The organism is Paenibacillus thalictri (genome assembly GCF_004307995.1).
In the GTDB taxonomy this organism is placed as follows: domain Bacteria; phylum Bacillota; class Bacilli; order Paenibacillales; family NBRC-103111; genus Paenibacillus_AF; species Paenibacillus_AF thalictri.
In genome coordinates this window covers 235,292-259,857 of the sequence record NZ_SIRE01000007.1, presented here as the reverse complement: position 1 = coordinate 259,857, position 24,566 = coordinate 235,292, and the positions used below count along the sequence as shown (strand labels likewise).

Genomic DNA, 24,566 nt, shown 5'->3' with positions numbered 1-24,566 from the left:
ATACCTGCCTCTTCGTTTTCGCCACTAGGCTTTATGCTCAAATACGAGCACCTCGTAATGCCGGAGCGCGGGAATGACCAGCTTGACCGTATCGCCGTCCCGCTCCAGCGGCAAAGTACCGGCATCGACCAAAGCCCGGACTTCCACAGCATGAATATCGGCCGGAAGCTTTAAACAGACCGGAACGTCGTAAAGCGGGTTCAGCTTATACAGCGGGCCCCGTTCCGCACCCGTCAAATTGACAAGATGCAGCACAACCGCGCCATCGATCCGGTATAAGTGGACGTCGACCGACTCCCATTCGGGAAGCCCGATTTCAACCGGACTTCCCGCCCAGCGCACGGCGTTCGCCAATATGGCGGCATGGTCCGGAAGGTTGTTTTCCCAATACAGCCGGTCCGGCGTTCCCGGGAAATAGACGACCCGGCCTCCGGCTTCGTGCGCGACGGCCATCGCTTGGCTTGTTTCTTCAATCCGCGTCCAGGCCAGCTCCGGCGGATACGTCGGGCATGGCGGCACGAGGACAAGCGGCGCTGCTGCGTCACCGTCAAGATGTACCGAGCAGGCGGCTCCCGCATTAGGCAGCATCTCCGTCCCTTCAAGCCCCGCCGTAACGGGATGGCTGCCCTTAATCCGCATATGCGAGTGGAACAGATCGGTAACGGTGCGGCCGTTATAATGCGCCCCGAACAAATCGGATAACGCGAAATCGTCCCGCGGTTTGCCCCATTCGTCAAACAGCGTTGTCTCGTGGGTCGCCACCAGTCCGCCGCCGCTGCGGACAAAACCGCGGATCGACTCGATCGCTTCTTCCGGCAAACAGGCCGCGTTGGGCAGCACAAGCACCTTGTAGCGGCTTAAGTCCGTTTGCGCTAATGCTGCTTCATGCAGCACGTCAAACGGGATATGGCTGCGCAGCAAAGCTTGATAATAGCCGCGGAAATGGCTGTCGTAACGCTGCGGCGAGCGGTCTTTGCCGTAATGGTCCACCGTCCGCAGCGAATAAACAACGGCGGTTTCGGCTAGCGAATCGCCGCCCAGATGCCGCTCGTTGGCGGCATGCCACACCAGCAGATCGCGGATCGTGTCCAGACTGCGCGTATCCTGCAGCCGGCCGCCGATAAAATGCACGTAAGGCAGTCCGCCGGCGGCAAACGCTTCGGCAAACCACACCTGCAGCTCCGCCGGCGGACTCGCCTGGAAACGCGCCCCGAAGCCGAAGTTATAGCTCATCATCAGCCACACCTGCTTGCCGTGTGCGACCGAACGCATCAGCTTGCCCTGCTCGGCAGGCAAAAACACCGGTTCGCCGGCTCCGCGGTTTTGCGTTTCCTGCTGCACGGCGTCCTCCAAATGGGCGATTTCGCTGAGCTCCCAGCCGTGCGGTGTGTTGCGGCTGATGCCGCCGCCCAGATTGCCGAGAAACACCGCCTGCGGATCGGCTTCACGTGTCACATTTTTAAGCAAATTCCAAACCTCTGTAGTCATCCGGTACCGCCAGCGCATATACCGGTGCCATACCGGATTGTCCCAATCCGGATGAGCGGGAAGCGGCTGCCCCTCCGCTTCGCGGAACAAGCGGCGGCAGTGTGCGCAATGGCAAACGGCAATCGTAAACGACGTATAATGGCAGTTGACGGCAAAAATCCCGTCAAACCGGTACCTCGCCATAATCTCGCGGATCACTGAAGGCATAAATTCGCTGTAATAAGGACCGCTCGGACATGCGTCGTAAAATCCGTAATGCATGATCGGCTTGCCGGTGTAATCGATCGTAAACCAATCCGGATGCTCGTGGTACAGCACGTCCTTAGTCCGGTTGAAATCAAGCCGGGCCAGTACCTTCATGCCCTTGCTTCGCGCAGCCGTCGTCAGTTCGTCTACCGGATCGCGTCCGCCCAAAAACGGGGTGATGTTATGGCCGTGCAGCTCGCTGGGGTAAAAGGCGACGGCGCCGCCGACGTTGAAGCTTAATACATCCACTTTGGCTTGCGCTAAATAGTCGATCCACGCCTCGACGTCAAGCCGCTGCGGGTCCAATTCGTTCAGATTGATTTGCGCCAGCCGAAGCGGCTTGGCGTGCCAAGGCAAATCTTCCGTCACTGCCACTGTATTCGCTCCCCTCTGCATTCCTAATCTCATGTTTTGCTCGTTCCCAAGAGTGCAACGTACGGCGGCTGCAGCTGTCGGCCGTGAAGACGCGCCCCTCTCGCCGCCAAAAAGAAGCGATTCCCAGCGCAAGGTGCAGCGCGCCGGGAACCATGCCGCCTCATCTCAACCCAACCTTCGGTCAGCCGTAATATTCCTTGTATTTCTTGGCGAATTCCTGATACGCCTTTTTGAAATCGGGCATATTGTTCAGCTTGTCGACATACGCCTTGTATTCGTCCATCGAAATTTCTCCCATGGCCGCCTTCGACACCATCGATTTCCATTCGTTTTCATATTTCGGCCAAACCGCCGTCCACGAATCGGAGAAAATGACGGCAAACGGATCAAACTTGCCTTTTTCCGCGTACACCTGGACTTCCTTCAGTTTGGCATCGTTGTATGCTTTGCTTGCCGCCGGGTTCACCACCTTGGCCCAATCGTTAAACAGCAAGGGCAGCGGCTGCTGCACGTTGGCGGTAATTTGCTTTTTGCCCAAATCGGTCAACTGCGGCGAACCGTCCACCACTTTGTAATGAACGCCTTCGATACCGTAATAGGCGAGGTTTTGGAATTCTTCCGTCATCGTTCTCTCGAAATAATCGAGAATTTGCTTCACCTTGGCTTCCGGTACCTGCTTGGAGATGTAAAATGCGCCCAGCGTTCCCGGCTGCAGCCAGATCGCGTATCCCTTCGGCCCTTTCAGCGGCGGCAGCGAGATGACCTGCGCTTCCGGCTGCACCTTCTTGATCTCCTGCTCAAACGAATAGTCCCGCCAAATGTTGCGCAAATACGAGGCGACGCGGCCTGTCGTAAACAGCTGCTCGGCTTGCGTATTTTTGATGCTGAGAAATTCCTTGGAAATGATGCCGTCTTGATAAAGCTTGCGGGTCCAAGCGACCAGATCGGTATAAGCCGGAGTCAAGTTTTTATGAATCATGCCGCCTTCGCTGTTATATGCCGGGTCAAATCCGCCAAATGCCGCGAGAATCGGCTGGTCTGCGCTCGCCAGCAAGAAACCTTCGTTGATCAGGCCAATCGTGGCGCCTTTGCCGTTGCCCCCCGGATCGCTGTCGACGATCTTTTTTAACGCCGCCGTATATTCATCCACAGTTGTCGGAACGGGGATGTTCAACTTATCCAGCCAATCTTTGCGGATTTTTAAGCTGGGGTCGATTTGCGTGCGGTTTCTCGGCACGCCGTAAATTTTGCCGTCCACTTTCAGAAAATCCCATGCTTTGGGAGCCGCGTATTTTTTCAAATTCGGATATTTGCTGAAATCGCCCAGAAACGGCGTCAAATCCCAAAACGCCCCGTTTTTGACCGCGTTCATCAGCGTAGGCCGCCCCAGCGAGTTGCCGACGATAATTTCCGGAATGTTGCCGGAAGCCATCACTAGATCGAATTTCGTATCGTAGTCGCCGCTCGGCACCCACTGCAGCTCCAGCTTAGTGCCGGTTCGCTTCTGATATTCGCTCCAATATTCGTCGTCCATCTTTGGCACATCGGCGTACGAAGGTACCATCATCTGCAGCTTTAAAGGCTCCGCCGCCGCTGCCGGCTTCGGCTGTTCCCCCGGCTTGGCCGCCGTGCTCGGTGCCGGCGCTGGCTCCGCCGTCTGGGAACATCCCGCGAGTATGGCGACCGCTGCCGTCATCGCCACCCATTTGCTTTTTGCACGTTTCATCGCATTGACCTCCTTGTTTATGGACATCATTTTACCCTGCACTTGCCGGTCTTGCATTAGCTTCACATGCAACCACCCCCTCTTCAGGTTCAACCGCCTTGTCACCCTTTAATGGAGCCGATCATGATGCCTTTGACGAAATATTTTTGCAGGAACGGGTACACGATCAGAATCGGAGCCATCGAAACCAAAATCGCGGACATCCGGATTGTTTCCTGCGGCAGCTGCATCGCATCCGACGAAGCGTCGACGCTGTTGGTCCCGGCATCTAACACAAGCGTTTTGACCAGCAACTGCAGCGTCCATTTGCTGGCGTCGGATAAATAAATCAGCGCGTTAAAATAGATGTTCCACTGCGACACCGCAAATATTAAGGCAAAAGCGGCAACGGCCGGCATGGACAACGGGAGCACGATTTTCGTAAAAATGCCCAAGTCATTGCAGCCGTCGATACTTGCCGCATCCTCCAGCTCCGACGGCAGCGATTCAAGGAAACTTCTGACCACGATGATACTCCAGGCATTTGTTAACGTCGGCCAAATGAGCGACCAGGTCGAATTGAGCAAGCCAATATTTTTGACCAGCAAATAGTTGGGTATGATCCCGACATGGAACAGCAGTGTAAACACGACAGCGCCAATCACAATGCCTCTGCCGGGCAGCTGCTTGCGGGTCAAGGCATAAGCCATCGTGAAGGTGACCGCCAAGCTCAGCACACTGCCGATAACCGTAATAAATACCGTGTTGTTGAACGCTTCCAGAAACCGGTCATTGCCCAAAATGTACGTGTAGGAAGCCAGCGACCACTTTTCCGGCAGCACATACAACTTCAGCGGCACATATACGGACGGATCGGTAAACGATACGACAAGCATGTACAAAAAAGGAATCAGACAGGCCAGCGAATACGCCGCCAATGCGCCCATAATGCAATAATCCGCCAGTGTCAGCTTTTTTTTATGCGCAAAGCTCATATCCCACTCACCCCCGTCTCAATAAATGCCTTCATGGCCCAGCTTTTTCACAATATAGTTGGACACCAATACAAAGATCAGACCGATGATCCCTTTAAATATGCCCACGGTGACGCCAACGCTGTACTGCCCAAGCAAGATGCCTTGGTTAAAACTGTACGTATCAAACACTTCGGCCACCGAGATGACCTGCGGATTCATCATCAGCACGACTTGCTCGAAGCCGACGTCGGCCATGCTGCCGAGCCTGAGAATGAGCAGAATCAGAATGGTCGGCCGGATCGCCGGCAAGGTGATATGCCACACTTGCCTGAAACGGGAGGCTCCATCAATTACCGCCGCCTCATACCGCTGCGGATCGACCCCGGACACCGCCGCCAAAAAGATAATCGTGCCCCAGCCCGCTTCTTTCCATATTGTCTGCGCCGTGAGGATGCCCCAGAAGTAATCGGTTTTGGACAAAAAAGGAATTCTTGCCCATCCCAGAGTTTGGTACAGCTTATTGATAAACCCGACTTCATAAGAAAGCACAAAATACGTGACGCTGGCGACGACCACCCATGATAAAAAATGCGGCAAATAAATGACCGACTGGCTGATCCGTTTGAACAGCTCCACGCGCACCTCGTTTAACAGCACGGCCAGCACAACCGGCAGCGGGAAATAAAACACAAGGCCGAACAAATTGATAAAAAACGTATTGCGCAGCATGATCAAAAAATAGTCGGATTTCAGCAGCTCGCTAAAATGCGCCAGCCCGACAAACTCGCTTTTCCATACGCCCCCAAACGGGTTGTAATTTTGAAAGGCGAGGACGAGCCCCCACATCGGTCCATATTTGAAAATAAGAAAATAAAGCACGCCCGGCGCAAGCAGCAAATAAATGTACTTATGTTTGGCGAGCCTTGCGGACAGCGGTCCCGACTTTGCGGTTTTGCTCGAAACAAGCTTGGAGGCATGCGCAGCCGATTGCGATTGGTTCATAAGGGTCCTATCATCCTTTCTGCCGGTACGGCGCCCCCTTATCAGGCGTTAGCCGGCGGCTTCAATGGGAAGTGGTCCGCTGCGGGACCTTGCTTGACTCGAATTATATACCGCTCCGTTCAAGGCGTTATACAGAAACTTCTTTACCTTCTCCACATAGAGCCTTGCGTTGCCTGTTCATAAGCGGTCCGGCGTGTCCGGCATGACGTTTTTTTACCGGGACGAAAGGAAGGTCAATTTATTTCTGAAGCTTTGGTGTGTATAAAAAAAAGCGAAACCGCTCCAGGAAAAGCGGGTTCGCTATAAAAGGCATAAGCTGCACATGGGCCGTCGGATCGGCGACCGTTTCCGTCTAACGCTGCTGGCTGCGATATTGGCCGGGAGGCATCTGCATGAACTTTTGAAACAGGCGGTTTAAGTTTCTTTCCGAATATCCGAGCAGGCCGGCGATTTCGCCGATGCTCTTGTCGGTTTCAAGCAGCAGCCTGCACGCTTCGTTCAGCTTGATTTCCATGACGTATTCCACAAACGAAACGCCTTTTTCCTTCTTAAACACTCTGCTGACGTAAGACGGATTCATATTCACCTGCTCGGCGCAAATAACCAAAGAAATATCAGTGTAAATGTTTTCTTCCACGAACCGGCAAATTTGCTGAATGTACGATTGATTGTAGGCCCCGTGATATTGGCTGCTGGCTTTGAGATAAAGCGGAAACCAGGCGATTACAAACCACTCGTTGATTTCCTCCACCGTGCGGAACTCCTTGAGTTTCTCGAACGAATTCCCTTCGAGCACTTCCAGCGGAAGCTCTCCGAAGGTTTCAAGCCGGTGCAGGATGGACGACAGCAGCATCGAATACGCTTGGAACGTTAATGGGTACGATTGAAACGATTTGATATGCTTCGTAAATTGCTCCATGTTTTGTCCGGAGGACGCCTCATCTCCCTCTTTAAGCGCCTGCAATATCGCCGATTCGATTTCCGCCGGATAAACAAACCTTTCCCTTTTGTCGGCCGTTTCCAAGCGGTCGATGTACAAAATCGGCTGCTCGTCGAACATCCGGTACTGCAACGCCAATAATGCTTCTTTGTAGGCAACGGAAATATCCCCGATATGATGGTACATCCGCCCGATGCCAACGGTCGCTTGCAGCGATAAATATTGTCCGACGGATTCATGTACGCTTTGGGCGTAAAGGAGCAGTTCTTCAATCGTTTCCGCCTGCACCAGCACGACTTTTCTTCCGTGGGCGTCGTTGACGCCAAAGCCTTTCAATTTCGGAAACGATTTCATCAACTCTTCCAAGATGTTGGATACCGCAAAAGAAAGGATAGGCCGGTCTTCGGGAATGTAGCGGGTATTTTTATAATAATGATCGATATCGATAACTACAGCCCAATAGTCGCCGTACACGGGGATTTTGAACGTTTCGCATTCCTCGCGCAGCGTCTTCTCATTCATATAATCCCGGGTAAGCAGCTTCTGCAGGAATCTCTCTCTGGAGGTAGGCTCCAGATTTTTGACAAGCACGGAAAGGGATTGGGTTTGCGATCTTAATTGGTTAAAACAGTCCATAATAAACACGAATTCGTTCTGATCATGGCCGTTAGTCCCTGTCTGACTCACCGCCGAACCGTATTTCATCAGGTTTTGCAATGGGTTGTACGCTCTTCGGGAAATAATCAGCGAAAGCAAAAGCCCCAGTCCGAGCAGCAGCAGCAACGTGCAGATCGATACCCAGCGGATCCACCAAATACGCGCCGCCAGCGAGCTTTCGGGAATGACCGAAATGAATGACCGGCCCAAATCGGATTTCACATAGCTGTACAGAAAATTGCTGCCTTCCGCATCCGTCACCGTGCCGTTTCCCGGACCTAAAGCTTGGATGTCGCGGACCAACCGTTCGCCTCCTTCTTCCATTTCCCCATTGCCGCCTGCAAATAAAAGCCGGTTTTGCTGGTCAAGCACATAGACGGACTTCTCCAAAAGCATCGAATATTCGGTTAAATATTCCCGGATCATATTGATTTTGATCTGGAACACCAGCACGCCGGCCGGCGTTTGATTGGCAGTGGAAGGGATCAAGCGGACAAAACTGACCAGCCCCTTCTTCTCCGCTTCGGGCAAAAACACCCATTGGCTGCGTTTGATTTTCAGAATGGAATCGAGGTCGGACTTTATCTTCAGTTCGCTGGGCAGCACATATCCAAGTTCTGTCGTTAACAGGATGTTTGCACTGTTGTTGTAGTAGTAGATCGATTCTACGAAATCCCGGGAATTTTTTTGGCGGATTAAATAGTCCAGCAGTTGGGAATGATACAGCCGGGCCGCACCGAAGTTTTCCATGGACAAGCTTTCTTTGATCAAAGGTTCGTCGGCTAACTGCAAGGCATCGCGTTCAATCCCCTGTATGACCCGTTCAACGCGGTTTTCAATAATGATCAGCGACGATGCATTCTCGGACATCATCTGATTGGACAAATTGGTAAGGGAAAAATGATAATAGACGATCCCGGCCAGCATGACGGGCACGCATGCCGAAATGCAGCCCAGCCAGATCAAGCGGTAAAAGTAGCGGCCTCGCTTAAAGGGATAACCGCCGAATAGCAGTGTCATCAGTTTTGTATACCAACCAGTCAACTCGTGAGCCCCTCCCCCACTTTTACCGTTTTTGATAAGTATTATAAGGTTGCCGGGAGCGGCAATATACAGAAATTTCTTTACTTTTCGGCGAAAAGGCGCTGCAGAAGCCCGTCCGGGGCCTGTTGGACAGTATTTTCCCGCGCGAATCCATGAGCGCATCCCGGTGCCGTGTGGCGGCGGTCGTCCCCAAGCGCGTCCCGCTGCCGTATGGCGGTGGTTGTTCCAAGCGCGCGTCATGGCTTCGCATGGCAGCGGCTGCCTACGAGCGCTCGTCTCGGCGCCGCTTGGCGGCGGTCGCTTCCACACGCGTCATGGTGCCTCATAGCGGCGGTTGCTCCGGGCGCTCATCCCGGTGCTGCGTGGCGGCGGTAGCTCCCGAGTGCGCGTCCCGGACTCGCATAGCGGTGGTCGTCCCCCACGCGCGTCATGGTGCCTCATAGCGGCGGTCGCCTCTACGGCTACGCTCCTGACCGGTTCGTCCACAGTCTAGTCCCGGTAAGCCGTCGGCGATAACCCGAAATATTTCGAAAATGCGCGCGTAAACGAATACAAGTCGGGATAACCAAGCGACAGCGCAATTTCCGTGACGGTCAGTGGGGTTTGCTTGAGCATCTGAGCGCCCTTGTCCATCCGCAGCCGCTGCAAATATTGCATCGGCGAGCAGCCGTATTGTTTGCTGAAAGAAACGTACAGATGCGAACGGTGAACACCGGCGTAATCGGCCGCTTCCTCGATGCGGATTTGCTCCGTGTAATGGAGCTCCAAATATTCCTTCACCTTGGCCACCCAATTTCTTTTGGGCTCGGAGGATTGCTTGACGGCGGCGGATTTGGGCTTCAATCTCCAAATCAGCTCATACAGTAGGCTTTGCTCCAGCAGCGGATCGGCCGTTTCCTTCTGAAACAGCAGTAGCAGCCGTTTGATCGTGCGAATGGCCGGTTGATTAAGCGCCTGCCGCATAAAATACGCCTCCGGCGTCAGCCCCAGTTCGCCGAGCAGCAACTCGGTCTGCCCGCCGGAAAGCGCAAACCAGCTCATCTCCAGCGGCGGCCGCGATCCGGACAACGTTTTGTACGTGTAAGCCCTGCCCGGGAACAAGCAAAATATATCACCCTTGGACAACTTCACCGGCTCGTTGCCGTCCGCTACCTGCACAGTACCTTCAAGAACCATATGAAAACCGTATTGGCCGATGACTTTCGGTCCGACATTGTATTCCGGCTTGGCAATGTTCTGGCCCGCCCTGACGATCCAGCAGCCCCCTGTGGTTTGCAGCGGCGTCGGCAAAGCGTAGCGGATATCGGCAAATTCGTGCGCATATTCCTGCATGTTCCTCCTTCGCCCCTTTCCTCCAAGTCTCAGTCAACAAAATGACAAATAAAACATAATGATATTTCAATCCGCAGCAAGCGCAATTAATATGTTTATTATAAACGCCAGCCCAAGGAGTGAACAAGCAGTGAAGAAACCCAACATTTTGCTAATCACCAGCGACCAGCAGCACTGGAATACGATCGGCGCCTTCAACCCGGAAATTTCGACCCCGAATCTGGACCGTTTGGCGCGTGAAGGCACTGTATTTACACGGGCATATTGTCCGAATCCGACCTGTACGCCGACAAGATCGTCCATTATTACCGGCATGTACCCAAGCCAGCACGGCGCATGGACGCTGGGCACGAAGCTTCTGGAAGACCGTCATACGGTCGGCGAAGATTTCTCCAATGCCGGATACCGCACGGGACTTGTAGGTAAAGCGCATTTTCAACCGCTGAAAAGCACCGAAGATTACCCTTCGTTGGAGTCGTATCCGATTATGCAGGACCTCGAGTTCTGGAAGCAGTTTAACGGACCGTTCTACGGCTTCGATCATGTCGAACTGGCCCGCAACCATACAAACGAAGCGCATGCCGGGCAGCACTACGCGATTTGGATGGAGGAGAAGGGCTGCGCCAACTGGCGCGATTATTATGTCGCTCCGACGGGCACGATGGACCCGAATCAGCTGCACAAATGGGCGATTCCGGAGAAATATCACTACAATACGTGGATTGCGGAACGAACCAACGCCTTGCTTGAACAATACAAAGAAAACGACGAGAGCTTTTTCTTATGGTCGAGCTTTTTTGACCCGCATCCGCCGTATTTGGTTCCCGAGCCATGGGATACGATGTATGACCCGGACAAACTTACGATCCCTGCCGTTACACCGGGCGAACATGAGCAGAATCCGCCGCATTTCCGGCTGACCCAAGAGGACAACCCTGACTTTTCATATTTAAAAGAAAGCGGCTACGGCATTCATGGCTACCATTCGCACACGCAAATTTCGGACAGCGAACGCAAGCAGCTTGTCGCCACCTACTACGGCATGATCAGCTGTATGGATCATTACATTGGGCACATTCTTAACAAACTTGATGAGTTGGGGCTCGCCGACAACACGATTGTCGTATTCACAACCGACCACGGGCACTTCTTCGGGCAGCACGGCCTGCAGTTCAAGGGCGGCTTCCATTACGAGGATTTGATCAAGCTGCCGTTTATCGTACGTTACCCGGGACATGTGCCGGCCGGGCAGCAATCGTCAGCGATTCAATCGCTTGTCGATTTGGCTCCGACCTTCCTGAGCATGACTGGCATTCCCGTGCCGCATGCGATGACCGGCGTCGATCAAAGCGACGTATGGCTTGGACGCGCCTCCAGCGCACGGGATCATGCGATTTGCGAATTCCGGCATGAAGCGACGACCATCCATCAGAAGACATACGTCAACGAGCGGTATAAAATCACGGTGTACTACAACCAAACCTACGGCGAAATATTCGATCTCGCGGAAGATCCCGGCGAGCTGCATAACTTGTGGGATGACCCGCAGCATGCCGCGCTCAAAACCGAGCTGCTGCTCAAATACGTATGGGCCGAGCTGGGCAAAGAACCGCTACCGATGCCGCGCATCCATCACGCGTAAAGCTCCGGCTGACCCGGCGCGTGCCGGCGGTCCGAACCGTCACCGCTGCGAAGACGGAGTCCGGCTTCGACGAGGGCAGCGTGGGGCTTCAGTCCGCCTCATCCTGCTGAGCGAGCAACGCACTGTTATTGCATGAAGATATACTCTAAACAATGGAACCGGCATATACTCCATTGTTGTCGGGTAAGCGATAATGGCTGGTAATCGGATCTCGCTCGTATTGGCTGCATTAGCGCAATCGTAACGGGTTCATGGAGTAAACTGGAACCATACAATGCTTGAACGCAGCAAATGGAGCGATTTTGATTCGTTCGACCTCCATTAAAGTTGATCGTTGCTGGCTGTCTTTAGCGGACATCTCGTCGTTATGGCTAGCCTTACGCATGCGAACGTCATGCCTCAACTCTTACGGACAGGAGCGCCTTTATTTGGCAAAAAAATCGGGGTTATCATTTCTAACGGACGCAGGAGACTTTATTTGCCCAAAAAAGTCGTAGAAACCGCGATAGTAGGCCAAATAAGAGCGCCTGTGTCCGTTACATGCAGCAAACCTCAGATTTGGTTTACAGGGCAGCGCTCACGTCCGTTAGAGCGGAGGTTTCTCCAAGCTAGGAGACGCACAATGAATCTACAGTTTCACTCAGTCCGGTCTCACTCAGTCCGTTATCCACCCAAGTGGGCTTTATGTCCGGAACAGGACACGCCGCATAAAAGAAGCATACACTGCTTTCGCCGCGAAGAACTCATTACCATGTCCAGAACGAGTCGTGACACATAAAAGAAGCTTGATCATTCCCGTGACAAACTTTGGTCCATCGATGACCTTGGTCCATCGACGACCTTGGTCCATCGACAGCTTTGGCCCATCGGCAAACTTCAGTCCATCGACTTCTTATCTCGACAACTTTGGCATATACCCGCCCGCTCACTTAACAAAAAGGCTGCAGCCGTCGATCCAACGACGGTCTGCAGCCTTTTTCCGTCCGGCCGTTTTGGCCGGACGCTTCCTAAAAGAAGCAAGTACAATTATTTCAACATGTGAAACACTTGCTCGACGTCCTTGTCGCCGCGGCCGGACAAGTTGACGATGATGATGCCGTCTTTACCCAGCGTCGGCGCGAGCTTCTTGGCATATGCCACCGCATGCGAGCTTTCCAGCGCAGGGATGATGCCTTCGGCGCGCGACAGCTCCTGGAACGCCGCAAGCACCTCATCGTTGGTCACCGTTACGTATTCCGCGCGGCCGGTCACCTTCAGATGGCTGTGCTCCGGACCAATGCCCGGATAATCGAGTCCCGCCGCGATGGAATACGTTGGCCGCGGATTGCCCTGCTCGTCCAGCAATACGAGACACTTAAAGCCGTGGATGATGCTTGGCACGCCTTCGGTCAGCGTAGCCGCTTGATCCGGTTCCACGCCGATCAGACGTACGGAAGACTCGTCGATGTAATGGGCAAACGCGCCGATCGCATTGCTGCCGCCGCCTACGCAAGCCAGCACCGCATCCGGCAGTCTGCCTTCCTTCTCCAGAATTTGCCGCTTCGATTCCTCGCTGACGATCGATTGGAAATGCTTGACCATCGTCGGGAACGGATGTGGGCCAACCGCCGAACCAAGCAAATAAAACGTGTTTTTGTAATTTTGCACCAAATCGTTGAGCGCTTCGTCCACGGCGTCTTTCAGACGGGCTTGTCCTTTGGTGACAGCGACAACCTTCGCGCCCAGCAGCTCCATGCGGAATACGTTCAGCGCTTGGCGGCGGGTATCTTCCGCGCCCATATAGATGACGCAATCCATGCCGAACATCGCGCAAGCCGTAGCCGTAGCCACACCATGCTGGCCCGCGCCCGTCTCGGCGATGACCCGTTTGGCTCCCATTCGCTTAGCAAGCAAAATTTGCCCGACCACGTTGTTGATTTTATGAGCGCCGGTATGATTCAAATCCTCGCGCTTCAAGTAAATTTTCGCGCCGCCCCACTTTTCCGTGATGCGCTCGGCATAAGTCAGCGGGTTCTCGCGGCCCACATATTCACGCAGGTAATATTTGTACTCTTCGACAAATTCGGGATCATCCTTAAACTTGTAAAACTGGGAGCTCAAATACTCCAGCACTTCCTGCAGTTCCGGGGGAACAAAGCTGCCGCCGAACTCGCCGAAATAACCTTCCTGAACCGTTTCCTGACTCATTGGACCTACCTCCGACAAAAAAATGGGATGAAGAAATGTGATTGCGTTTTCATCTCTTTTATCATAAAATAATAAATTTACCTTTGTCAAAATAATTTACAACGCCCGCACACCTTTTCCCCGGCAAACCGCGAACCTTTGGTCTTCGGCCGGGTATGTACGGCGCGCGTTTCCTTGCCCGCTCTCCCCTCTTGCATCGAACTGAAAAATAAGCGTATCGGACAGCCCGCGGCAACCGCTGCGCTTGTTCAGATCCCCAAGTCCCTCCCTCCGCTGTTCCCTTAATCGATTGTTCCGTATAACCCGCAAAATGATTGACGGTTTCCACAGGACTATAGTACCATTTATTGGGTAAACAGGTTTATTGAACTAAATATGAATGATATAAGGGAGGATGATCAGCACAATGAAAAGCAAAAGGCTCACCAGCTTGCTGCTGTGCGCGATGCTGCTTCAAAGCCCGTCTTTCACCGCATTTGCCGCCGGCCCAAACGTCTTGCAGAACCAGGCGACAAACGGCGCAGTCATTCAGCAAAACGTCACCTTTGTCGATTTAAAGAACGATTATTGGGCCTATGAAGCGATTTCCGATTTGAGCAGAAAGGGCTATATCAACGGGTACGAAGACGAGACGTTTAAACCGGAAAATCAGATTACGCGGGAAGAATTCGCCAAGCTGATTTCTACGACGTTTTATTTGGACATCCCTTCGCCTTCGGCTCCTTCGTATTACGACGTCGATCCGGGTAGATGGTCTTACGGTTACGTGGAGGCGGCCAAAACGTTCCTGACCGGCTATTATCCTCCCGGCGGCAAAGCGTTCTTCAGCCCGGACATCAAGGCGACAAGAGAAGATGTTGCCGTCGCTCTGGTCAAAATCCTCGGTTTATCGGCCAGCGATTTAAACGATAAAAATATACTGCGAAGAAAATTCAAGGACACCGATCTCATCTCATACGGTATTCGCGACTATGTCGCCATCGCCACGGAAAAAGCGCTGATCAGCGGGTACGAAGACGGCACATTCCGCCCGGATAAGCCGATCACCCGCGCGGAAATCGCCACACTGCTGTACAGAAGCATCAAGGCGTCCTCCCAGGATCAGAGCGAAGTTCCCATATTAAAGGTCAGCGTCCCGGCGAAAACCGGATCGGGCACGTTTTACGTACAGGGTACCGTGACGGCGGGCGCCAAGGTATATATTAACGATCAGCCGGTCACCGTCACCGACGGCTTTTTCAAGGAAGGCTTCAAGGTCGATGAAGAAGGAAGCTACGAGATCCAGATTGTCGCCAAAGCGGCCAACGGCAAGACGGTTACGGTGTACAAGACGATTGTCTACGAGATCGAGCCCCCGCAAATTACGGTGGACGACATTCCCGAGTCCACATCATCGCAGTCGTTTTATGTTTCTTGGTCGGTTTCCGATGCGAACGACAACAGCCCCGCCGTTTATTTAAACAACCAGAAGTTCGACACCTATTGGGGCGGTTATTCGGGCAGCTATCATACGAACGTCCAACTGCAGGAAGGCGAGAACGCCCTGGTGTTCAAGGCCAAAAACCGCAGCGGCAAAACGGCGATCGTCACCAAAACGATTACGCTGATCAGCGACGGCCCGATTCTGAAGGTAGACGACATTCCCGACTCCACTTCGTCGCACTCGATTTCCGTCACCGGCACCGTGTCTGATCAAAACGACTACAAACCCGTCGTCTATCTAAATGACGTGAAGCTCGACAGCTTCTGGGGCAGCTTCTCCAAATACATCGATCTCCAGGAAGGCGAGAATACCCTGGTGTTCAAAGCCAGAAACAGCAGCGGCAAAACGACCGTCGTCACCAAAACGATCTTCCTGACCACCGACGGCCCGATTCTTAAGGTGGACGACATTCCCGATTCCACTTCGTCACAATCGATCTCCGTCACCGGCACCGTATCCGATAAAAACGACAGCAGGCCCATCGTTTATTTAAACGATGCGAAGCTCGACAGCTTCTGGGGCAGCTTTTCCAAAACCGTCCAGCTCGAAGAAGGCGAGAACACCCTGGTGTTCAAAGCCAGGAACAGCAGCGGCAAAACAACCGTCGTCACCAAAACAATCACGTTTAACGTTGGCGGACCCGTTCTGAAGGTGTACGATATTCCGGAAACGACAAGCCGTTCGTCCATCACCATCAGCGGCACCGTCTCCGACAAAAACGACAGCAGGCCCGTCGTTTATTTGAACGACGAGCAAATCGACAGCTCTTGGGGCAGTTTCTCGAAGTATGTTCCCCTGAAGCTGGGCGAAAACTCCTTGGTCATTAAAGCCGTAAACAATCTTGGTAAAAGCTCGACCGTCACAAAAAGCGTCTATTACCAAAAATGATGGTATAATGGAATAGCAATTATTCCCTCACATGGAGGACAATCATGGATTCCTATCGCATTCAGCTTGTAAATGAACAAGGAGAAGCGGTGTACGTGCTGCTGGATGCCGCACACGAAGCGGAGGCGCAAATCGTGCCTGCGATCGGCAATAACGCATTCCGGTTTACGGTATCGGGTCAATCGCTGCTGCTGCCTCCGCCCGATCTTGGCGCGCTGGCGGCTTCGCCGACGAGGTACGGCATTCCGTTTCTGTTCCCGCCCAACCGCATCAGAGAAGGCCGCTTCTCGTTTCAAGGCCGCAGCTATGAGCTGCCGCCCAACTCAGACGGTCATTATATTCACGGCGAGCTGACCCGCAGACCGTGGAAGGTCGTCGATTACGGCGCTTCGGAAGAAGAAGGCGCTTTTATCGCCTGCCAGTTCGATTTCGCCGATCACCCGGACATCATGGCGGCGTTTCCGCATCCGCTGTCCTTCTTGATGACATACCGGCTGTGGAACGGCCGCCTGATCCTGGAAGGGCTTGTCAAAAACGAAGGAGCGGAAGCCGCGCCGTTCGCACTTGGCTTCCATCCTTATTTCCAGCTCGGCGAGGAATTGGCGGAGCATACCGTCATCGTTCCCTCAATAAACGAATGGCCGGTGCAGAACTTGTTTGTTGCGTCGCTGCCTGAGGAAACCTCCTTCAGCCGGTCGTACCCGGATGGCGTCGTTTTCCCGGACATTCCTGCTGAAGGTTACCAACTGCTGCAAATGAATAACGGCACCAACCGCTCGGAGATCAAATTCCCAGGGAAAAATGCCGCCATCGTCTACGAGACGGACGCCGTATTCCCTTACATGGTGGTCTTTAAACCGTCGTGGGGTGCCGCTGTCTCGCTGGAGCCGTATTCGTGCGTCACCGATTGCTTTAATTTGCCGTGGGCGGCGGAGCTGACCGGCGCGCGTGCGGTTGAGCCGGGGCAAGCCGTTTCGTTCCAATGCTCCGTTTACTGGGAGAAAACGTATAGTCGATTCATGCTGTAAATTAAATACTGGCCTGCCTGCCCTTTCATTTCCGTCGGGAAATCGAAAGGGCTTTATTTTTATTTGTCGAAATTTAACAAATTCGTAACAACAATGTGTTTCTTTTTGCAAACATCGCGACTATAATTTGGGTATAAAGAACTATTTTATATAGGCATATTTTCCTAATAATCAACAGTGGTTTACTTGGAATGATTTATTCTTATTTTTACATATCGCAAAGGGGGAAATCACATGAAACACACGGGCAAAACGGCTGTTTGGCAATTTAACTGGACCATCCGCAAGAAAATGCTGCTTTTCTGCATGCTGCTGCTGTTGACGCCCAGTTGCATCATCGCAATCATGAGTTACTCCGGAGCCAAAGAAGAGACAGACGCGCTCATCGAGAAAAATTTGGAGAACAGCGTAAAGCTGATGGTCCAGAACGTCAAACAATTAAATGAAATGGTCAAAAACGGCCAGCTCACCTTACCTCAGGCGCAAGAGGACATCAAGCTCCTCGTGCTTGGCGCAAAACAGCAGGACGGCACAAGAGCGGTAAACCGCAATATCGACTTAGGACCAAACGGATATTATTACATCATTAACGACAAAGGCGATCTGATCGCGCATCCCGAGCTGGAAGGGCAAAATATGTGGGACAAAAAAACGTCCGACGGCTTCTATTACATCCAAGATGTCATCAAGCAAGGGCAAAACGGCGGCGGATTTACTTTTTACAATTGGCCGCTGCCGGGCAGCAACAAGGAAGCGCTGAAGATCACGTACGCCTTGCAGGTTCCCGAATGGAACTGGATTGTTGTCGCCGGCTCTTATTACCAGGATTACAATCAAGGGCAAATCCGGATTTTATATTCGACCGTCAGCACTGTGGCCATCTGCATTATTCTGGGAGCGATCGGCGTATGGCTGTTTGCCAACCATATGGCAAGACCTATTATCCACATCGCGGCCGAAGCGCGGAAAGTTGCAGCCGGGGATTTGACCTCGGAAGGATTGAGCATCAAAAATAGGGACGAAATCGGAAAACTTGCCGACGATTTCAATACGATGAGCAGCTACTTAAGATCGCTTGTGAAGCAAGTCATACATAGCTCGGACCAAGTCTCCGTGTCTGCGCAGACGCTGCAGTTTTCTATTGAAGAAACAACGCAAGCTTCCAGACATATCGCCGAGTCCACCCAGCATATTGCCTCGGGGATTGAAACACAGGCGCTCAGCACGGAGCAAAGCTCCAAAGCTATGGAAGAAATGGCTCAGGGGATTCAGCGAATTGCCGATACATCATCCAAAGCCTACGAAACGTCGGTGCACTCCAAAAATGAGGCGGAACAAGGGTATCAGTTGATCGCGCAGTCGATAGGCAAAATGCAGACCGTGCAGCTGGCGGTAGACAATATCGCCAAGGTTATGGATACGCTCAACCTTCGCTCCCGGGAAATCAGCGGCATCGTGACCGTCATCACGGATATCGCCGCTCAGACCAGTCTGTTGTCCTTAAACGCCTCCATCGAAGCGGCCAGAGCGGGAGATCAAGGCAAAGGTTTTGCCGTAGTGGCATTGGAAGTAAAAAAGCTGGCGGAAATGTCCAAAAGCTCGTCCGAGCAAATCAACGGGCTTATTGCCAAAGTACAGTCCGATATCGCCTCCGCTTCCCGTTCCACGGTCACCGGCATCAACGAATTTCAACAAGGCATTCATGTAATTGAACAAACCGGCACAGCATTTGAAAAAATCGTGGAAGCCGCCCACAACGTTGTCGAGCAAATCCAAGAAGCATCGGCGGCGGCGGAAGAAATGTCGGCGAGTTCGGAGCAAATCTACGCATCCTTGCAGGAACTGGACCGCATTGCCAGCAAGTCGGCCGAAAGCTCGGAAATGATCTCCGCAGCCACCGAAGAACAAATCGCCACAATGGAGGAAATCTCCCACTCCTCCCATTCGCTTCAACAGATGGCGAGCGAATTAAAAACGATGGCTCATCAGTTCCAGATTGCATAATGCCGCGAATGCAAAGGAGGATTATGGATCATGGGATACTGGGGACGCGGCGTGCTGCTGACGATTGCAATTGGCAATACATTCGTCTTTCTCACGGTTGTCGAAGACGTCCCTGCGGGTCTTCTTGCCCTGCTGACGGGAGGTTTGGTCTTCGCGTGGGTGCTGGGTTTTTACTTCGATAAGGTCAAATATACGTCGGAAAAAGACGTCCTGACCGGTGTGTACAACCGGCGGATTGCGAGCAAAGTTTTCCACCGATTGCGAAGGCAGGCATCCCGCAAAGATTCCCTGTTAGCCGTGTTTGTCGTTGATATCAACAACTTCAAAGCGATAAACGATACGTTCAACCATGACACCGGCGACAAAGTGCTTCAGCTTGTATCGGACCTGCTCATCGCCGTGTTCCGCACCCCCAAACATGTCATTCGCTGGGGTGGAGACGAATTTATCGTGATCCATACATTTCGCAGCAGCGAAGAACTCCGGCGGACGCACGATATTTTGCATCAAGAAACGGATTCCTTATCCGGAAAGATGACTTTCGATATTTCGCTGTCAGCAGGCTTTTCCTTGTTTCCACGGGACGGCGATCAGCTTGATCTGCTGATCAGCCGGGCGGACAAAGCGATGTATTCGAACAAATCAGCCATGAAAAGAGAAGCACGCAGCGACTAACAGCAAGTTACCATTGTATCGGGGGCGGATGCAGAATGGAAGTCTACGCGGCAAGACAGCCGATCTTTGACCGGAATATGAACACGTACGGATACGAACTGCTCTATCGAAGAAGTTCCAACAATTATTATGAGGGAAACGACGACCAGCAGGCGACCGCCGAGCTGATCAACAATGCTTTTCTGGTCATTCAGCTTAACGATCTGACGGGCGGAACAAAAGCGTTCATCAATTTTTCCGAGGAGCTGCTGGTGAACGAAATCCCGCTGCTGCTGCCCAAAGACAGCATTGTCGTGGAAATATTGGAACGGGTGAAACCGACGGCGGACGTCATCCGGGCCTGCAGGAACTTAAAAAACAACGGTTATATGCTGGCTCTGGACGACTTTGTCTTCGATGAAACTTACGAGCCATTGCTTGGCATCGCCGACCTGATCAAAGTGGAGTATCCGGCCGTAAAGCCGGACAAGCAGCGCCAGATGATCAGCTCCTACAAAAGTAAATACCCCCTCCGCTTTCTGGCGGAGAAAATCGAGACAAGGGAGCAATTTCAGACGGCGCTTGATGCCGGTTACGATCTGTTTCAAGGTTACTTTTTCAGCAAGCCGGTTATTGTAAAAGGAAAAGAAATCGGCGGCTTGCACGCAAGCATACTGCAAATTGTCAACGAATTAAGCAAAGACGAACCGAATTACCAGCCGATTGCCGAGATTATCGAAAGGGACCTTGGGTTGTCGTATAAGCTGCTGAAAATCGCCAATTCGGTAGCTTACGGCTCCAGGAAACAGATTTATTCCATTAAGCAGGCGCTGGTTCGTTTTGGCATCGAGGAAATCAAAAAATGGATGTATTTGCTGCTGCTTCAGGAGAAGCAAAACGCCGACAATCAGGAGCTTGTCAAAACCTCCTTAATCCGCGGCAAGCTGATGGAGCTGCTGGCGATTGAGCTGGGGATGAAGCAGAAGCATTTTGAGTTTTTTTTGACAGGCATGTTTGCTTCGATCGACGTGCTGCTGCGCCGGCCTATGGCCCAGATTGTGCAGGAACTGCCTTTTACCGGCGAGGTCAGGGACGCTCTGCTTGGGCAGGACAATGTGTTCAGGCAGGTGCTGGACGCTGCGCTTGATCTTGAAGCCGCGGACTGGGAGCGCCTGGACAACCGGCCGTTGATGAAGGCGTTACATAAGGAAACCGTTATGAAGTTATATATCCAATCGCTAAAATGGGTCATGGAGATGCATCATTAGGCTCCAATGGGACAGAACGGAGGATGCAGATGGCTAGAATCATGGTAGTGGACGATGCGGCTTTTATGCGCACGATGTTAAAAAACATACTTACGGAACAAGGACACGAAATTGTTGCCGAAGCCACGAACGGCGAAGAAGCGGTCAACGTGTACAAGCAGCATAAGCCCGATTTGGTGACAATGGACATCACCATGCCCGACAAAGACGGAATCGAAGCCGCGACACAAATCATTTCCTTTGATCCGCAAGCCAAAATTATTATGTGCAGCGCCATGGGCCAGCAGTTGATGGTTCTGAATGCGCTCAAAGCGGGGGCAAAAGATTTTATCGTCAAGCCATTCCAAAACGACCGGGTCATTGCCTCGATCAACAAGGTGCTGCGTTTGACATAAGGTGTTGCGAAGAGCCTGCTTTCGGCGATTGTCCCCGAGTTTCACCCGCTGCATGCGGGATCAAGCGAGAAATTCGGGGACAATCGCCGAGCTTACAGTATGATGTGCACAATCAAGTTACATTTTCCCACACGCGCAAATCCCGATTGCGCGTCCTGGCGCCGCATGGCGGAATTGAACCCCGCCACGCGGCCTTTTCAGCGATCTTACGATGGCTAAGGAATGTTTGCTGCTTATGACGACGTATATTCGATTCCGGCCACTTGCTCATACCATGCTTTAGCGAGAGCGGTTAATTGCTCGGCCATATCGGGATGCTGATCTTTGACGTTGACCCGTTCCCCCGGATCGTCCTGCACATTGGATAAATGAACGGCATCAGGCACCGGCCTGCCAAAATCCAGCCTGCCGTTCAGCACCAGCTTCCAGTCCCCCTTACGGACGGCAAGCTGGCCGTTGTATTCCCAATATACTTCTTCATGCGGGCTTGAAGCCGCTTCGGACGTACCTGTCACAGCTGCATGCAGGCTTCTCCCGTCTATGCCTTCCGGCGCGGGTAAACCGGCAAGCTCCAGCAAGGTCGGGAACATATCCATCATCATCGCCGTGCCGTCGTTCACCTGATTGGTTGGAATGACGCCCGGACAGCTCAAAATCGCCGGTTCGCGGACGCCGCCTTCAAACAAGCTGCCTTTATGGCCCTTAAATATGCCGGCGCTGCCGCCGTAATACAGATCTTCGGTTCCGTCCAGCCAGTTGCGCGCTTCAACGGACGGCCCGTTGTCGCTGGAGAAGAAAATGGCGGTATTCTCGTAGACGCCTTGCCGCTTCAAAGCGGCGACAAGCTCGCCTACGCCGTCGTCCACGGCGGAGATCATCGCGGCCATCACTTGACGGTCCCACGGCAGATGGGCGAAACGCTCCATGTACTTGGCCGGCGCATGCATCGGATAATGCGGCGCATTATAAGGCACGTACAGGAAAAACGGCCGCTGTCCGGCTGTCTCCCGTTCGATGAAGTGGACTGCCTTCTCCGTAATCATCTCCGTCATGTAACGCCCGTTTTCCCATACTTCCTCGCCGTTGTGCCACAAATCGTGAACCGGATTAACGCCCCCGGCTTGCTCCCAATAAAAAATGTGCGAATAATAATCGATACAACCGGCCTTAAAGCCAAAAAACTCGTCAAAGCCGTGCGCATTGGGGCTGTTGTCGGCTGCCGTGCCCAGATGCCACTTGCCGACCAGCGCCGTGCTGTATCCGTGCGCCTTCAAGGCCGCGGCAATCGTCGTTTTGGCCGCAGGCAAGCCGTGAGTGCCGCGCTTGCCTCCCAATATTCCCGTCACTCCCGCTTTGGCCGGGTACAGCCCGGTTAGCAAAGAAGCCCGGGACGGCGAGCAAACCGGGGAATTGGAATAGAGATTCGTGAATCTCACGCCTCCCGCCGCCAAGTCGTCCAGATGCGGCGTTCTGACCGTATCCGAGCCATAGCAGCTTAAATCGCCGTAACCCAAATCGTCGCAATAAATGATGATAATATTTTTCCGGTTCAAAATCCATCAGATCCTTTCGTGATATCTGGGGCCGGCTCGGCCGTACCGCCAAGCTTCGAAACGGCGTCAGCAGTTGTAACGTCGGCGGATGAACCTGTCCCATCGGGAGCGGCAGAAGCACCTCCCGCCGCTTCGGTATGTGTGGCGGCGGCCGTTTGCGCAGAAGCGTTTGTCTCGGCAAACACGGCAGCCTGGCTGGCTTGCGCGGTTAACCCCAGACGCTCGTATTGCTCGACGGGCGCTTCGTGCTCGCGCATCAGCTCGGTCAGGCGGCGGCGCATCAACCGCTCCGTTGCCTCATCCGCAATCGGCGCATTTTGCCCCGGATCGGCCTCGATATCGTACAGCAAGGTGCCCATACCATGCGCTCCGATATAGGTGGCTGCCGGTATCTTAAGCGTGCGCACCCCTTTGGTAAAACCAAACGGCTCCTGAAGTTCGATATGCTGCAGCTCCTTCACGCCAAACATGCTGCCCATATTGGCCGGCATCAGCGTGTAGTTGTACAACGGCTTGTTGTCGGCCCGTTCTGGCGCTTTCATATACACATGACGGCCGTCGGTACAGTTGACATGTGCGCCGTGATAACCAAACAGCACCGCGGATCTTGCAGCCCTGCCGTCCTCCAGCGTTTCCGCCAAACTTACGCCGCGCATATCGGGGGCCGCTGCGAGCCCGTACGCCTGAAGCAGCGTCGGCGCGACATCGATCCATTGCACGAGACTGTTGTTCCTGACGCCGCTGCGGCCGGTGCGCGGATCCCAGATAAAAAACGGGATACGCGCAATCTCATTGTACAACGGCATGGTGTTTTTTGCCCACCAATCATGCTCTCCCAGCAAAAATCCGTGATCCGCGGAAACGATCAGCATCGTATCCTTCCACAAATCGAGCTTGTCGAACGTATCCAGCAGCCTGCCCAGGCTTGCGTCGCACATGCTCAGCAGCGCCTTGTATTCGTATCGGCAATGCTCCGCTTCCTCCGGCGTTTCGGTCACACGCTTGTAGGCGGGCCAATCGAAGTGCTTGCCGGCATACTCGTGAGGATATAAATCCTTGTACGTTTGCGGAGAGAAAAAAGGCTCGTGCGGGTCAAACGCTTCGATTTGCAGCAGCCAGTTGTCCTCAACGGCGTTGGTATGGATAAATTCGAGACCTTGCGCAAACGTCTGTGTCTGCGGATGCCCGGCTTCGCCTTGCATGTAGGTGCGGTTGATCCAATCCTGGCGGAACAAGGCGCCGCGATGCCCTTCAAAGCTGCCGACATGCTCCGGAATATCCGGATCGCCGACTTCGCCTTTCCACGGATCGCCTTCCTGGCCGCGGCAAAATTCCCACGAATTGTACTGCGTATGATACGTAGCGCCGCCCGCCTCCCAATAATGGTAATGATCGCTGACCAGATGTGTGTATACGCCGCTGTTCTTGAGCATAGTCACAAACGAATCGTCAAACGGCTCCAGCGGCCCCCAACTGCGGTGCAGGAAATTGTATCTGCCGGTATGCAGATCGCGCCTTGCCGGCATGCAAGGCATGCTCCCGACCCAAGCGTTGTCGAAGGTGACGCAGTGCCGCGCCAGCCTCTCAAAGTTCGGCGCATGAACGCCACTACCCCCGTAAGGCGGAAGCATATGCCTGTTTAACGAATCAAATAAAACAACTACCGCGCGCATATAGATCGCTCCTTTCTTGGCCCTG

16 protein-coding genes are annotated in these 24,566 nt (G+C 53.2%); 7 read left to right on the top strand and 9 right to left on the bottom strand.

From position 1 onward, the window contains the following. Positions 1-24: 24 nt before the first annotated feature. From EYB31_RS11500 to EYB31_RS11475, 6 genes are all read right to left on the bottom strand, one after another. A complete protein-coding gene (locus tag EYB31_RS11500; protein ID WP_165452353.1) occupies positions 25-2,109 on the bottom strand; it encodes a beta-galactosidase trimerization domain-containing protein in 2,085 nt (694 codons plus the stop codon). A 181-nt stretch (positions 2,110-2,290) separates the two neighbouring features. Next, a complete protein-coding gene (locus EYB31_RS11495) occupies positions 2,291-3,835 on the bottom strand; it encodes an extracellular solute-binding protein (protein ID WP_131013467.1) in 1,545 nt (514 codons plus the stop codon). Between the two features lie 101 nt (positions 3,836-3,936). Continuing rightward, positions 3,937-4,809, bottom strand: coding sequence for a carbohydrate ABC transporter permease (locus EYB31_RS11490; RefSeq protein WP_131013466.1), 873 nt, complete (start codon positions 4,807-4,809; stop codon positions 3,937-3,939). A gap of 18 nt (positions 4,810-4,827) precedes the next feature. Further along, positions 4,828-5,793, bottom strand: a complete 966-nt coding sequence (locus EYB31_RS11485; protein WP_131013465.1) for an ABC transporter permease — start codon at positions 5,791-5,793, stop codon at positions 4,828-4,830. A gap of 352 nt (positions 5,794-6,145) precedes the next feature. After that, complete coding sequence (locus EYB31_RS11480) at positions 6,146-8,434, bottom strand: helix-turn-helix domain-containing protein (protein WP_165452352.1); 2,289 nt, start codon at positions 8,432-8,434, stop codon at positions 6,146-6,148. Between the two features lie 489 nt (positions 8,435-8,923). After that, positions 8,924-9,766, bottom strand: coding sequence for an AraC family transcriptional regulator (locus EYB31_RS11475; protein WP_131013463.1), 843 nt, complete (start codon positions 9,764-9,766; stop codon positions 8,924-8,926). 130 nt (positions 9,767-9,896) lie between these two features. On the opposite strand from EYB31_RS11475, the gene EYB31_RS11470 reads away from it, so the two are divergent. Beyond that, positions 9,897-11,408, top strand: a complete 1,512-nt coding sequence (locus EYB31_RS11470) for a sulfatase family protein (protein WP_240762318.1) — start codon at positions 9,897-9,899, stop codon at positions 11,406-11,408. A gap of 1,026 nt (positions 11,409-12,434) precedes the next feature. On the opposite strand, the gene trpB is transcribed toward EYB31_RS11470, so the two are convergent. After that, on the bottom strand, positions 12,435-13,595 hold the full coding sequence (gene trpB, locus EYB31_RS11465) for a tryptophan synthase subunit beta (RefSeq protein WP_131013461.1): 1,161 nt from the start codon (positions 13,593-13,595) through the stop codon (positions 12,435-12,437). Positions 13,596-14,001: 406 nt separating this feature from the next. On the opposite strand from trpB, the gene EYB31_RS11460 reads away from it, so the two are divergent. The 6 genes from EYB31_RS11460 to EYB31_RS11435 all read left to right on the top strand — a co-directional run bounded on the left by EYB31_RS11460 (position 14,002) and on the right by EYB31_RS11435 (position 21,315). Next, on the top strand, positions 14,002-15,966 hold the full coding sequence (locus tag EYB31_RS11460) for an S-layer homology domain-containing protein (protein WP_131013460.1): 1,965 nt from the start codon (positions 14,002-14,004) through the stop codon (positions 15,964-15,966). Positions 15,967-16,010: 44 nt separating this feature from the next. Beyond that, the gene (locus EYB31_RS11455; protein ID WP_131013459.1) at positions 16,011-16,994 is read left to right on the top strand and encodes an aldose 1-epimerase; all 984 of its coding nucleotides are present in this window, start codon (positions 16,011-16,013) and stop codon (positions 16,992-16,994) included. Between the two features lie 234 nt (positions 16,995-17,228). Continuing rightward, positions 17,229-18,998: a methyl-accepting chemotaxis protein gene (locus tag EYB31_RS11450; protein WP_131013458.1), complete on the top strand. Its 1,770-nt coding sequence runs from the start codon at positions 17,229-17,231 to the stop codon at positions 18,996-18,998. A 30-nt stretch (positions 18,999-19,028) separates the two neighbouring features. Further along, on the top strand, positions 19,029-19,673 hold the full coding sequence (locus EYB31_RS11445; RefSeq protein WP_131013457.1) for a GGDEF domain-containing protein: 645 nt from the start codon (positions 19,029-19,031) through the stop codon (positions 19,671-19,673). 35 nt (positions 19,674-19,708) lie between these two features. Beyond that, entirely contained in the window at positions 19,709-20,920 is a 1,212-nt protein-coding gene (locus EYB31_RS11440; protein WP_131013456.1) for an EAL and HDOD domain-containing protein, read from the top strand. Between the two features lie 29 nt (positions 20,921-20,949). Next, the gene (locus EYB31_RS11435) at positions 20,950-21,315 is read left to right on the top strand and encodes a response regulator (RefSeq protein ID WP_131013455.1); all 366 of its coding nucleotides are present in this window, start codon (positions 20,950-20,952) and stop codon (positions 21,313-21,315) included. A 233-nt stretch (positions 21,316-21,548) separates the two neighbouring features. Here the strand turns inward: EYB31_RS11435 and EYB31_RS11430 are convergent, their stop codons facing one another. Both EYB31_RS11430 and EYB31_RS11425 read right to left on the bottom strand, forming a co-directional pair. After that, positions 21,549-22,868, bottom strand: a complete 1,320-nt coding sequence (locus EYB31_RS11430) for a sulfatase-like hydrolase/transferase (protein ID WP_131013454.1) — start codon at positions 22,866-22,868, stop codon at positions 21,549-21,551. After that, positions 22,865-24,541, bottom strand: a complete 1,677-nt coding sequence (locus EYB31_RS11425; RefSeq protein ID WP_131013453.1) for a sulfatase — start codon at positions 24,539-24,541, stop codon at positions 22,865-22,867. The genes EYB31_RS11430 and EYB31_RS11425 overlap by 4 nt, the downstream gene beginning before the upstream one ends. Between the last annotated feature and the right edge of the window lie 25 nt (positions 24,542-24,566).